This window comes from Neobacillus sp. Soil_C_43 (assembly GCF_057656715.1).
In genome coordinates, this window is record NZ_JBDGJV010000014.1 from 113158 (window position 1) to 126098 (window position 12941).

The following is a 12941-nucleotide window of genomic DNA, read 5'->3' on the forward strand; positions in this document are numbered from 1 at the left end:
CGAAGTGCCTGGAGCGGAAATCAACAGACAAATTTAACAAAGCTTATCTATAAATATAGCAAAGGCAGGTGCAGTTCAATTGGAAATTTTAGTAGAATCGATCTCTCATGAATTACTTGATGCAGAAAATCATCAATATTCAGTAGCTCCATTAACACAGCGCTTTCCTGAGTTGAATGTGGAGGATGCTTATCGTATTCAGCTCGAAGTGATTGATAAAAAGATAAAAGAAGGGCACGAGGTTATTGGGAAGAAGGTAGGTCTTACAAGTGCAGCGATGCAGCAAATGCTTGGTGTTAACGAACCAGATTACGGCCATCTATTAAATGATATGAAAATAGCAGATGGTGAAACGGTGAAAATAGCTGAATTCATAAGTCCTAAGGTGGAAGCAGAAATTGGTTTTATTCTAGAACACGACTTAGTAGGACCAAATGTAAATTATCTCGATGTATTAATGGCTACAAAATATGTGGTGCCTACTATAGAAATTATTGATAGTAGAATAACAGATTGGAAAATTAAATTGGTTGATACAGTGGCAGACAATGGATCATCAGCAAGAGTTGTCGTCGGAAATAAGTTAACCACGATTGAAGGCCTGGATTTACGAACGCAAGGAATGGTTCTTTATAAAAATGAAGAGCTTGTGGCTACCGGGTCCGGAACAGCTGCACTTGGCCATCCAGCACAAGCAGTGGCCTGGTTAGCAAATAAGTTGCATGAATTTGGTATTCACCTAAAAGCAGGTGAGCTCATTCTTCCTGGGGCGCTTTCTGGTGCCATTGCAGTAAACGCTGGCGATACGATTACCGCAAAATTTGGCCCAATGGGAACCGTTTCAGTCACATTTGAGTAGGGGAGGTATTAATCATGGAAAAAATAAAAGCGGCAATTATTGGTTCTGGTAACATTGGTACGGATCTTATGTATAAGCTTGAAAAAAGTAATTGGATAGGATTAACGGCCATGATTGGGATTGACAGAGAATCGGATGGCTTGAAACGTGCAAAGGACCGAGGACTTCAAGTCTTTTCAAATGGAATTCAGGCATTAGTAGATTCACCTGATCTTGCAGACATCGTTTTTGATGCTACTTCTGCTAAAACACATGTTAGACATGCCAAAATATTAAAAGAATTAGGGAAACATGCCATTGACCTTACTCCTTCTGCTAGAGGTCCATTTGTATGCCCTGCTGTAAATATTGATAGTAATCTAAATGAATCAAATGTAAATATGATCACATGTGGCGGTCAAGCGACAATTCCGATCGTTCATGCTATTAACCGTGTGGCAGATGTTACATATGCAGAAATCATAGCTACCATTTCCAGCAAGAGCGCAGGACCGGGAACTAGGGCAAATATCGATGAGTTTACCATTACTACCCGAAGAGGGATTGAAGAGGTTGGGGGAGCTGATCAAGGGAAAGCAATTATTATTTTAAATCCAGCTGAACCGCCTGTAATTATGCGTGATACTGTTTTTTGCGAAGTGAAACATTTGGAAAAGGACCGCATTCTCCAATCTATTAATGAAATGATAGACACTGTAAGGCAATATGTCCCTGGTTATCGATTAAAACAAGAGCCATTATTTGATGGAAATAAAGTAACGGTGTTCTTAGAAGTGGAAGGTGCGGGAGATTATTTTCCGAAATACGCAGGCAATTTAGACATCATGACAGCTGCAGCGACAAAAGTAGCTGAAGATTTCGCACGTGCCCAATTGGAACAAAAAACAGTTGGAACTGCTAAATTGGATTAATTAATTAAAGGGGAGGAAAAGAAAGATGAATGGTAATAATGGCCTGCCAATCAAAATTACCGAGGTATGTTTGCGAGATGGTAGTCACGTTGTTGCACACCAATACACAGAGGAACAAGTACGTTCGGTAACGCGTGCTTTGGATCGTGCAGGAATGCATTATATTGAGGTGAGTCATGGTGATGGCTTAGGTGGATCAACACTACAGTACGGACGTTCATTGGTAAATGAGATGAAATTAATCGAAGCGGCTGTAGAGGAATCAAAACAGGCAAAGATTGCCGTATTGCTGATTCCTGGAATAGGTACTGTCCATGAATTGAAACAAGCTCACGGACTTGGGGCTGGATTGGTAAGGGTAGCAACCCACGTTACAGAGGCAGATGTATCCGCACAGCATATTGCAATGGCAAGAGAACTTGGCATGGAATCATTGGGTTTCCTTATGATGGCCCACATGGCACCAGTTGAAAAATTAGTGGAACAGGCCAAACTCATGGAGAGCTATGGTGCACAAGCAGTTTATGTGACGGATTCCGCTGGTGCCCTATTACCGCATCAAGTTCGCGAACGAATCCGTGCCCTTAGAGAGTCTTTAGATATTGAAATTGGCTTTCACGCTCATAATAATTTATCACTTGCCGTTGCCAATACGCTGGTTGCGATTGAAGAAGGAGCCACTCGTATTGATGGAAGTGTTCGCTGTTTAGGAGCCGGTGCAGGAAATACACAAACAGAAGTGTTGGTTGCGGTATTAAACAAAATGGGAATCGATTTGGGAATTGATATTTACAAAATGATGGATCTTGCTGAGGATATTGTAAAGCCCTTAATTCCTGGCTCACAGGAAATTAGTAAGGGGAGTTTAGTTATGGGATATGCAGGTGTCTATTCCAGCTTCCTCCTTCATGCTGAACGTGCAAGTAAACGATTTAACCTCGATCCACGTGATATTTTGCTTGAACTTGGCAAAAGAAAGGTCGTTGGAGGTCAAGAGGATATGATTCTTGATGTTGCGGCTGAAATGGCCAATAAGAAAAAAGTGGAGGTTCAATCATGACACTGATGCAAGGAACAGAACAAGAAATTGTTGAATACCTATTAGCTGCAGAAAAGGAAAAACGAGAAGTTGAAAAAATTACCACTAGTTATCCTTCCCTCACATTTGAACAGGCATATGAAATACAGCAGAAATTAATCGAACGAAAAAAACAAGAAGGATTACGCCGAATTGGTGTCAAGCTCGGATTAACTAGTAAGGCGAAGCAGGAGATGATGGGTGTCCATGAAGCGATCTATGGTTACTTAATGGATGATATGCTTGCACCTGAATGGGAACCGTTACAATTTAGCGAGTTTATTCATCCGAAGGCAGAACCTGAAATTGCCTTCTTGATGAAGGAAGACATCCAAGGTACTTCTGTGACAGCCGAGGACATATTACGAGTAACTAAATATGTAGCACCAGCTATCGAAATTATCGATAGCCGCTATTTAGATTTTAAATTTACACTTGTTGACGTGATAGCAGATAACTGTTCGTCCTCCAAATTCATTGTAGGAAACAAGTGGGTATCACCAGAGGCCCTAAATCTGAAAGAAATTGGCGTATATATGTCTAAGAATTCAGAGGTAGCTACAGTTGGGTCTAGCGCAGCTGTTTTAGGCCATCCAGCCACTGCTGTTGCATGGGCTGTGAATAAGCTTGGAGAAAAGGGATTAGGCCTAAAGAAAGGCGACATCGTTCTTAGTGGTGCGATAACTGAAGCGATAAGCTTTCAATCGGGTGATACGATTGTCGCACAGTTTGCAGACCTAGGAAGTGTCTCATTCTCCTGTAAATAATATAGGTAATCACTATTAGTAATGGAAGATTGGAGGTCATTTCGAATGAAGTTTACATTAGAATACGCAAAACAACTGGACAAAGAAGATATCCTTAATAAATTTCGCGAAGAATTTTACATAAAGCCAAATTCAATTTATATGGATGGGAATTCATTGGGGCTTCTTTCAAAAAGAGCGGAACGTACACTATTGGAATCTTTAACAGATTGGAAAGAGCATGGTATCGATGGTTGGACAAAGGGGAAACATCCCTGGTTTTTTTTATCGGAAAAGTTAGCGGAAATGATGGCGCCATTGGTTGGCGCCTCAGCAGATGAAGTGATTGTTACTGGATCGACAACAGTCAATTTGCATCAGCTTGTGGCAACTTTTTATAAGCCTGAAGGTAAGCGGACGAAAATCTTAGCGGATGAATTAACCTTTCCTTCTGATATTTATGCTCTCCAAAGTCAGCTTCGCATTCGCGGGAATGACCCAGAGACACATTTAATTCGTGTAAAAAGTCGGGATGGCCGTTTTTTAGTGGAAGAAGATATTATTGAAGCAATGACGGATGAAATTGCTTTAATTATTTTGCCAACGGTACTCTATCGCAGCGGTCAAATCTTAGACATGAAGCGATTAGCCAGCGAGGCTAACAAAAGGGGGATATTAATTGGATTTGATGGCTGCCATTCGATAGGTGCCATTCCTCATTCGTTTAGTGATTGGGGTGTTGATTTTGCGTACTGGTGCAATTATAAACATTTAAATGGTGGACCAGGTAGTGTTGGAAGTTTATATGTAAATAGTAAACACTTTGGAACAAATCCTGGTCTTGCTGGTTGGTTTGGATCTAAAAAAGAGAAGCAATTTGACATGGAACATACTTTAACACCCGCTGAATCTGCAGGAGCCTATCAAATTGGGACTCCGCATGTTTTAAGTCTGGCACCTTTACTTGGTGCTTTGGAAATTTTTGCAGATGCGGGGATTGAGAATATTCGTTCAAAGTCATTAAAGATTAATCAATATTTAATGGACTTGTTGGAACATGAGGTACCGGATATGGGATTCAGTTTTGGGAACCCTTTAGAGGATGTCCGACGTGGCGGTCATATTAGTTTAGAACATAATGAAGCTGCAAGGATATGCAAAGCATTGAAAGAAAATGGTGTTATTCCTGATTTTAGAGCTCCAAACATAATTCGACTTGCACCTGTTGCACTTTATACCTCTTATAAAGAAGTTTTTGAGGTCGTGCAAATTCTTAAAAAAATCATGACGGAAAAACAATATGAAAAGTTTGAGAATGAACGAGAAGTCGTAGCATAAAGAGATGGGTTGCATTGATACTTTAATAGAGGAGGAGCTAAATGGTGAACAAACATATTCCTATGAATAAGGGAAATAATTCTGAAAATGGATTGAAGCGTGAATTAAAAACCAACCAGCTTTCGATGATCGCCATGGGGTGTGCCATTGGTACGGGACTTTTCCTGGGGAGCGGTCTAGCCATTAGTACAGCAGGTCCAGGTGTATTACTAAGTTATGGAGTTGGTGCCATTATCGTCCTCCTATTAATGGGGTGCCTATCTGAAATGACGGTTGCTCATCCAACTACAGGTGCTTTTGGCACGATTGCTGAGAAATATGTTAGCCCACTCGCAGGATATCTTGTGAAATATTCCTATTGGGTTGCTAACGTTCTAGCTGTTGGGGTAGAGATAAGTGCGATTGCTGTATATATGAAGTACTGGTTTCCTCATGTGCCTGGAATGGTTTGGATAGTATTGTTTGCGGCAGTTCTTATTTATGTAAATGCTACCAGTGTAAATGCTTTTGGCACATTTGAATATTGGTTTTCCATGATTAAAATAAGTGCCATTGTTGGATTCATCTTACTTGGATCATATATTTTATTTGGCGGTACACATCAGTCGAATTTGGGACCAGAGAACTTAGTAAATGACAGAGGTTTTTTACCGTTCGGATGGTGGGGAGTGTGGGTTGCGACTTTTATTTCCTTATTTAGCTTTTTGGGCACAGAATTGATAGCGGTTACAGCTGGTGAAGCGAAGGATCCAGATGTTGCAGTTCCAAAAGCGTTGAAAGCTACGGTTTTCCGCTTATCCACCTTTTATATTTTGACAATTGGCATCATGCTAATGATAGTTCCTTGGAAATCAGCAGGTGTGGAAGAAAGTCCTTTCGTAAAGGTAATGGATCTCTTAAATATTCCAGGGGCATCAGGAATTATGAATTTTATTATTTTAACAGCAGCCCTATCATCTATGAACAGCCAATTATATGCTTCTACTCGAATGATGTTTTCGCTTTCCAAGGGAAATGATGCTCCAGCATTTTTAGGGAAATTAAACAAAAAAGGAGTCCCTCTTAGAGCACTGGCTGTTTCTACACTGGGGATTTTTCTTGCTGCTTTAGTTAGTGCTGTATTACCTGGTTCTTCATATGCATTTATGATGGGAATTTCCATGTTTGGTGCAATCTTCACCTGGTTTATGGTGTTTGTTTCCCATTTATTTTTCAGAAGAAAGTGGGAGAAATCTGGCGGCAGGAAATTGCCTGTCAAAATGGTAGGTTTCCCATATTTAACGATTATTGGAGCAATACTTTTATTGAGTTTAATGATTACAACTTGGTTTACAGATTTTAAAATCATGCTTCAATTCGGTATTCCATGGTTACTTTTTTTAACAGTTACTTATTATATTTTTAAAAAGAGAGCATCCACTCAAAATTCTAAAAGAAAACAAAGGATATCTTAACCGAAAATGTTTATTACGTTATTAGCAGGATTTTAATCAAAATCGGGGAGGCAAATATACCATGAGTACCCAAGAGAAAAACACAAATATAGAACTAGAAAATGAGATTCAAACAGATTTCCAAAAATCAATGTCTTATGGAGATTACCTCCATCTTGATAATATTTTATCTAGTCAAAATCTGGTCTCAGATCACCATGATGAAATGTTATTTATTATTATTCATCAAGCAAGTGAGCTATGGATGAAATTAATAATACATGAATTGACAGCAGCTATTAGGTATATAAGCAATAATGACCTGGAACCATCATTTAAAATTCTGTCACGAGTTTCAAGAGTACAGCAGCAATTAATTCAGTCGTGGAGTGTGCTTTCTACCTTAACACCTTCAGAGTACTTGGAATTTAGAGATAAACTGGGAAAAGCTTCAGGGTTCCAATCTTATCAAAATCGTTTAATTGAATTTGCTTTAGGAAACAAAAATGTTCATACGCTAGCAGTCTATCAGCATCAACCGGAGTTATACGAAAAAATGCAAGAGGCGCTTCGTAAAACAAGTATATATGATGCAGCAATCAATGCTCTTGTTGCACGTGGATTACCTATTGATCAAGAGGTCATCGAGAGGGATTTATCAAAAAACTATGAACCCAATGCCAGTGTAGAAGAAGCATGGCTCACCGTTTATCGTCATGTTGACCAATACTGGGATTTATACGAATTAGCTGAGAAATTAGTCGATATTGGTAATCAGCAACAGTTATGGCGCTTTAATCATATGAGTACTGTTGAAAGAATTATTGGCCATAAGCAGGGGACAGGAGGATCTTCGGGTGTAACCTATTTAAAGAAAGTTGTGGATCAGAAGTTTTTCCCTGAACTTTGGAGTTTACGAACGAAGCTTTAGTTGTAGTCTTTTTTATCCATTCCCATAATCCATATACTTATATATTATTAATAACATAAGATATGACGAGGGGATGGAGGGGCATTGTGAACACAGACCAAGCTTTTGACTTTTTAAGGCAAGCAGGAGTGACAGAGGATATCTGTATTCAAACGGTCCGGCGTTGGCTTCGTGAAAGAAAGATTAATTACGAAGGCAATGGACTTCGAAAATCCGGATACATACTCGAGGATACCGATCAAGCTTTTGACATGTTAATGGACGCAGGTGTCCCGGAAGGCATGTGTACTCCATTAGTGAGACGATGGCTTAGAGAAGGCAAGATTCAAAATGTAGGCAATGGGAAGCTCGTCACAGAAACGATTCCCAAGGAAATAGCCACAAAGCGAGTAGGTCATACTGACCAGGATAAGATCATCCGCCAATTAAAAGTCAAAATTAAAGCACAAGATGAGCATATAGAAGGTATGGAAAAGCTCCATCAAAACTCAATTAATACATTAATACAGCAAAGAAATAAGCTAAAAATAGAGATCGCCCACATAGACAAAGAAAAAAATGAATTACAAAAGGAAACGAAAAAATTACTTAAAGAGAATATTGATTTGCGGAATGAATTGTTAAAGCTTAAAGAGGAACTTTCTAGAGGGTCTAGAAGAGAACAAGAGCAGACGCATACTTCGCCGCCTCCGATGCAGACCAATCATCGGCAAAAATTAGGACTTTCAAAAACAGCTAGTCCTAAGGAAGTTCTAGCAGGGTATAAAAAATTATTAATAAAAACACATCCTGACCACGGTGGAAATGCAGCCGCTTTTCATTATATTAAAACCGACTATGATCAGTTTAGAAGTGGGTTTAAAGAGAAATAATTTTGTAGAAGTAATTGAGTAATATTCATTTATACAAAAAAATAACCCCAATTCAGGGGTTGTTTTTTTGCTTTTCGTCTAAATAAACATCGTTCCTGCTACAACAATACTTATAAGTGAGCCAAAGATTAATCCAACTGCTGCAAAGGCCATCAATACAGCCCCATGGGCCTTACTCTTGTCGATATAAGTCATAAAGCCCATATATAATGCTAATATCCCGAAAACAATTGGAAGGAATAGAAATGAAATAGCTGCAAACAACCATCCAAAAACAATAAATGCCATTCCAGATTTTTTACCGGTAGCCTTTTCTGGATAAAGGACTGTAACGCTACCACAACTTTGACAAACTGCTGAGTTGGCTAATTCAGCAGACCCACCTTGCGATTGATACATTTTTACATCCACCCCATTTTCATTAATTTAATTATGATGTATTGTATTTTGAATATAAAGAATATTATAAAAATTAAGTTTAGAATACCATATTTTTGAAAAAATACAAGTAAAACGATTATAAAAATTTAAAAAAGCCTGTTTTCGCAAAGTTTGAGTTTGTTGTTATTCATATTTTTTTCTTGAATCTATCACCACTGTAGAAGTTGCCCCAGGTTTGGACAGAGTAGAGGTAAAATTCATCAACCCTGTCAGAAGTTGCCCCAGGTTTGGACAGAGTAGAGGTAAAATTCATCAACCCTATCAGAAGTTAGCTCATGTTTGGACAGAGTTGGGGTAAAATTCATCAACCCTGTCAGAAGTTGCCCCAGGTTTGGAAAGAGTAGAGGTAAAATTCATCAACCCTGTCAGAAGTTGCCCCAGGTTTGGACAGAGTTGAGGTGAAATTCATCAACCCTATCAGAAGTTAGCTCATGTTTGGACAGAGTTGGGGAAAAATTTATCAACCCTGTCAGAAGTTGCTCCAGGTTTGGACAGAGTAGAGGTAAAATTCATCAACCCTGTCAGAAGTTAGCTCATGTTTGGACAGAGTTGGGGTAAAATTCATCAACCCTGTCAGAAGTTGCCCCAAGTTTGGACAGAGTAGAGGTAAAATTCATCAACCCTGTCAGAAGTTGCCCCAAGTTTGGACAGAGTAGAGGTAAAATTCATCAACCCTGTCAGTAGTTAGCTCATGTTTGGACAGAGTAGAGGTAAAATCCATCAACCCTGTCAGAAGTTGCCCCAGGTTTGGACAGAGTAGAGGTAAAATCCATCAACCCTGTCAGAAGTTGCCCCAGGTTTGGACAGAGTTGGGGTAAAATTCATCAACCCTGTCAGCACTTACTATTAAATTAGGAACAAATAATGACAGTGAACAACAAAGTTTCCGAAAAAAGCTTTAAAAAAAAGAAGAACACGACAACGTATCGTGATCTTCTAGAATTTCATTCATTAGCAATCAGTATGTTTCTTTAGATGAAGGGGTGGTGGGATTAACCAGCCTTTTTCTTTATTTAGACGTAATACCTTTGCACCAAGGGCCATTTTTTGAGCATGGAATTGACCATACATCATAGCAACATCTTCACGAATTGATTTACCAATCACTTGACTGCAGGCAACTAACCCAGCGGCAATATCAACAGAAAGACCAGCAGCAATTGCTGGGTCAGGAATTCTTGCACCTACTGGAATATCCTCTAAACATGCTTCTGGAGGTTCAGGTGCTGCAGGAGGTAACCCAATGCCGTTTTCCTTTAAAAGTTCTTCAATTTGCTTTTTTTCCTGTTGACAATTTTCAATTGCTTCGACGATTAGCTTTTTTAAATCATCGTCACCTGCATGGTTCAACATAGTTTGGTACCCAGCAATCAAGCTATTTCCAGCTAAAAGAGAAGCCCATATATCAAACACTTCTCCGTAATGTAAAGGCTCTTCTTTAGGGTTTCCATTTAATATACCCATCGTAACCCTCCTTAAATTATAAGAAAATTTATTCACTTGAAGTGCCACCTTTCTTGAAGCACATAAAATAGGTTGCCCATAAGAATAAAATTAATTAATGTATTGTATTACTAAAAAAATTCATTTCGTTTGCTGGTTTAGAAAGTATAAATTTACTGAAAATAATTAACCTAAAATGGAGTGATTATATTAACGCGGAAAGAAAGGGAGAACAATAATGGAACAAGCAGGAGTAAACAATTCAATCGAAACACACTTGAATAACTATAAACAAGGAATTGGAACCTACACGCAGATGATGCCAGATTTAATTGGTGCCTACAATGAATTTACGGGTGCTTGCTTTAAAGAAGGAGAAATTTCTCAAAAAAACAAACACTTAATTGCGCTTGGAATAAGTGTCTATTCACAGGATGAATATTGCATTATTTATCATACAAAAGGATGCATTGATCAAGGCTGTACTGAGAAAGAAATTTTTGAAACAATAGGAGTAGCTGCAGCACTTGGAGGCGGGGCGGCCATGAGTCAGGGAGTCACACTTGTTCAGGAGTGTATGAACCAACTCTCAAATATGAAGCATTAATGATAGAAGAAGCAGGATTCCTTTCGGAACCTGCTTCTTCTTTTTCCTTTCACTCTGTTGGGGTTAATTTACAATTTTGAACCAATTTTTCTTGGTTTGTTCATAATCTGTTCATAATTAACATGTATGCTAGATGTTAGGTGATTTGGAACTAATCACATATAGCCAAATCAATAAAACTTTGTAATAATACGTTTCTAGAAGGCAGGTGTAAAAAAATGAATACATTACTTCACAAAGGTCAAAGTATTTTCAATAAATATATTGGCTTTTTCTTTTTGACTGTTATTTTCCTTTGGGTTAAAACATATATCATTCAATTAACACAATTTGATTTAGGAATAGAAAATTCCTTACAAAGGTTTCTGTTATTCTTCAATCCTTTAGGATCATCGTTACTTTTTTTAGGTTTATCATTTTTCCTTAAAGGAAGAAAGAAATATATAGGTCTTATTGTTATAGAATTTCTTATGTCTTTTTTATTGTATGCGAATGTGTTATTTTACCGTTTCTTCAATGATTTTATTACATTACCAACTTTAACTCAGACGCAAAACTTTGGAGATGTAAGTGGAAGTGTGACTTCTCTATTAAGACCTTATGACTTTTTATTTTTTATTGATATTGTTATTTTAATAGGATTGCTTGCATTTCGTTTGGTTAAAATTGAAATCAAGGATATGAATCGCAGAAAGGTTTCTGTACTTTTTTCATTGTCACTAGCGATTTCTTGCGCCAATTTATCTCTTGCAGAAGTCGATCGACCTCAATTATTGACAAGAGGATTTGATCGAAATTATATTGTTAAATATTTAGGAATGTACAATTATACTATTTATGATGCAGTTAAAAGCACGAAGGCCTCTGCACAAAGAGTTATGGCAAATAGTGATGATATGACAGAAGTGATTAACTATACAAAATCTAACTATGCGGAGCCAAACCCTAACTATTTTGGTGCTGGAAAAGGAATGAACGTAATTTACTTGCATCTTGAATCCATGCAAAACTTCCTTATTAATTACAAGTTAAATGGGGAAGAAGTTACACCATTCTTAAATTCATTAGTTAATGAAAAAAACACTCTATATTTTGATAACTTTTACCATCAAACGGGACAAGGTAAAACATCAGATGCTGAATTTATGCTAGAGAATTCATTATATGGATTACCACAGGGATCCGCTTTTACAACAAAAGGGCTTAACACTTACCAAGCGGCACCAGCCATTTTAGGCCAACAAGGGTATACGTCCGCAGTGTTCCACGGGAATTCAGGAAGTTTTTGGAACAGGAATGAAATTTATAAGTCATTAGGTTATAAAAAGTTCTTTGATGGCAACTATTATCAATTGAATTCTGAAGACCTGGCTGAATATGGTTTAATGGACAAACCTTTCTATAATCAGTCCATTCCATTATTAGAAACATTGCCAGAGCCATTTTATACAAAGTTTATCACTGTCAGCAATCATTATCCGTACCCAATTCCTGCGAAGGATGCTACGATTGCACCGGCAACAACTGGTGATAAATCCGTTGACCAATACTTCCAGACAGCAAGGTATGCTGATGAAGCTTTAAAGCAATTCTTTGATTACTTGAAGCAATCTGGACTTTATGATCATTCCATTATTATTATGTACGGTGATCATTATGGAATCTCAGAAAATCATAATAAAGCGATGAAACAAATTATTGGAAAAGAAATTACTCCTTTTGAAAGCTCTGGTTTACAACGAGTACCTTTATTCATTCGTGTACCTGGGATGGAAGGTGGAGTGAACCATGAATATGGTGGACAAATTGACATTCTTCCGACTCTTCTTCACTTGTTAGGAACAGACACAAAAGATTATGTTCAATTTGGAACTGACCTGTTATCAGATCAGCATGATGACCTTGTACCGTTCCGAAATGGTGACTTTGTGAGTCCAACCATTACTTCGGTTGATGGTAAATTCTATGACTCCACTACAGGGATGAAACTTGAGCAGAAAAGAATAGAAGAAGCAAAAAAATATCAGAAATCAGTTATGCAAAAATTAGCACTTTCTGATAAAGTGGTAAACGGTGATTTATTACGATTCTATACCCCTGATCACTTTACCCCAGTTGACCGCTCTAAATATGACTATAAAAAAGCGGACAGCACAACAACAGAAAAATAAACACTCAATGGCTACCTAAGAAATTCTTGGGTAGCTTTTTTATTTGCATATAACTTCTTATCATTGGTTTTTGCATTAATTTAAATACTTTGCCTAAAGCTAATAGAGGAA

The 12941-nt window shown here is 38.0% G+C and carries 12 protein-coding genes; 10 read left to right on the forward strand and 2 right to left on the reverse strand.

Translation table 11 applies throughout. The features are described 5' to 3' along the window. Window positions 1-85 precede the first annotated feature (85 nt). The 8 genes from AC3A54_RS18070 (at window position 86) to AC3A54_RS18105 (ending at window position 8168) form a co-directional block, all read left to right on the forward strand. Window positions 86-859 carry a 2-keto-4-pentenoate hydratase gene (locus AC3A54_RS18070; RefSeq protein WP_487655596.1) on the forward strand — a complete coding sequence of 258 codons (774 nt, stop codon included), beginning with the start codon at window positions 86-88 and terminating at the stop codon, window positions 857-859. A gap of 14 nt (window positions 860-873) precedes the next feature. Then, a complete protein-coding gene (locus AC3A54_RS18075; protein WP_487655557.1) occupies window positions 874-1770 on the forward strand; it encodes an acetaldehyde dehydrogenase (acetylating) in 897 nt (298 codons plus the stop codon). 25 nt (window positions 1771-1795) lie between these two features. Continuing rightward, window positions 1796-2830 (forward strand): 4-hydroxy-2-oxovalerate aldolase, encoded by a 1035-nt coding sequence (gene dmpG / locus AC3A54_RS18080; RefSeq protein ID WP_487655558.1) that lies wholly within the window; start codon window positions 1796-1798, stop codon window positions 2828-2830. Then, on the forward strand, window positions 2827-3615 hold the full coding sequence (locus AC3A54_RS18085) for a 2-keto-4-pentenoate hydratase (protein ID WP_487655559.1): 789 nt from the start codon (window positions 2827-2829) through the stop codon (window positions 3613-3615). The genes dmpG and AC3A54_RS18085 overlap by 4 nt, the downstream gene beginning before the upstream one ends. Window positions 3616-3660: 45 nt before the next feature. Next, window positions 3661-4932 carry a kynureninase gene (gene kynU / locus AC3A54_RS18090; RefSeq protein ID WP_487655560.1) on the forward strand — a complete coding sequence of 424 codons (1272 nt, stop codon included), beginning with the start codon at window positions 3661-3663 and terminating at the stop codon, window positions 4930-4932. Window positions 4933-4973: 41 nt separating this feature from the next. Continuing rightward, on the forward strand, window positions 4974-6386 hold the full coding sequence (locus AC3A54_RS18095; protein WP_487655561.1) for an amino acid permease: 1413 nt from the start codon (window positions 4974-4976) through the stop codon (window positions 6384-6386). 61 nt (window positions 6387-6447) lie between these two features. Continuing rightward, complete coding sequence (gene kynA, locus AC3A54_RS18100; RefSeq protein ID WP_487655562.1) at window positions 6448-7296, forward strand: tryptophan 2,3-dioxygenase; 849 nt, start codon at window positions 6448-6450, stop codon at window positions 7294-7296. Window positions 7297-7382: 86 nt separating this feature from the next. Then, window positions 7383-8168: a hypothetical protein gene (locus AC3A54_RS18105; RefSeq protein ID WP_487655563.1), complete on the forward strand. Its 786-nt coding sequence runs from the start codon at window positions 7383-7385 to the stop codon at window positions 8166-8168. Between the two features lie 78 nt (window positions 8169-8246). Here the strand turns inward: AC3A54_RS18105 and AC3A54_RS18110 are convergent, their stop codons facing one another. Both AC3A54_RS18110 and AC3A54_RS18115 read right to left on the reverse strand, forming a co-directional pair. Further along, on the reverse strand, window positions 8247-8567 hold the full coding sequence (locus AC3A54_RS18110; RefSeq protein WP_487655564.1) for a hypothetical protein: 321 nt from the start codon (window positions 8565-8567) through the stop codon (window positions 8247-8249). A 993-nt stretch (window positions 8568-9560) separates the two neighbouring features. After that, window positions 9561-10073 (reverse strand): DUF3231 family protein, encoded by a 513-nt coding sequence (locus tag AC3A54_RS18115; RefSeq protein ID WP_335549399.1) that lies wholly within the window; start codon window positions 10071-10073, stop codon window positions 9561-9563. Window positions 10074-10290: 217 nt separating this feature from the next. On the opposite strand from AC3A54_RS18115, the gene AC3A54_RS18120 reads away from it, so the two are divergent. After that, entirely contained in the window at window positions 10291-10659 is a 369-nt protein-coding gene (locus AC3A54_RS18120) for a carboxymuconolactone decarboxylase family protein (protein ID WP_487655565.1), read from the forward strand. 218 nt (window positions 10660-10877) lie between these two features. Then, window positions 10878-12830, forward strand: coding sequence for a lipoteichoic acid synthase (gene ltaS, locus AC3A54_RS18125; RefSeq protein ID WP_487655566.1), 1953 nt, complete (start codon window positions 10878-10880; stop codon window positions 12828-12830). Window positions 12831-12941: the final 111 nt, after the last annotated feature.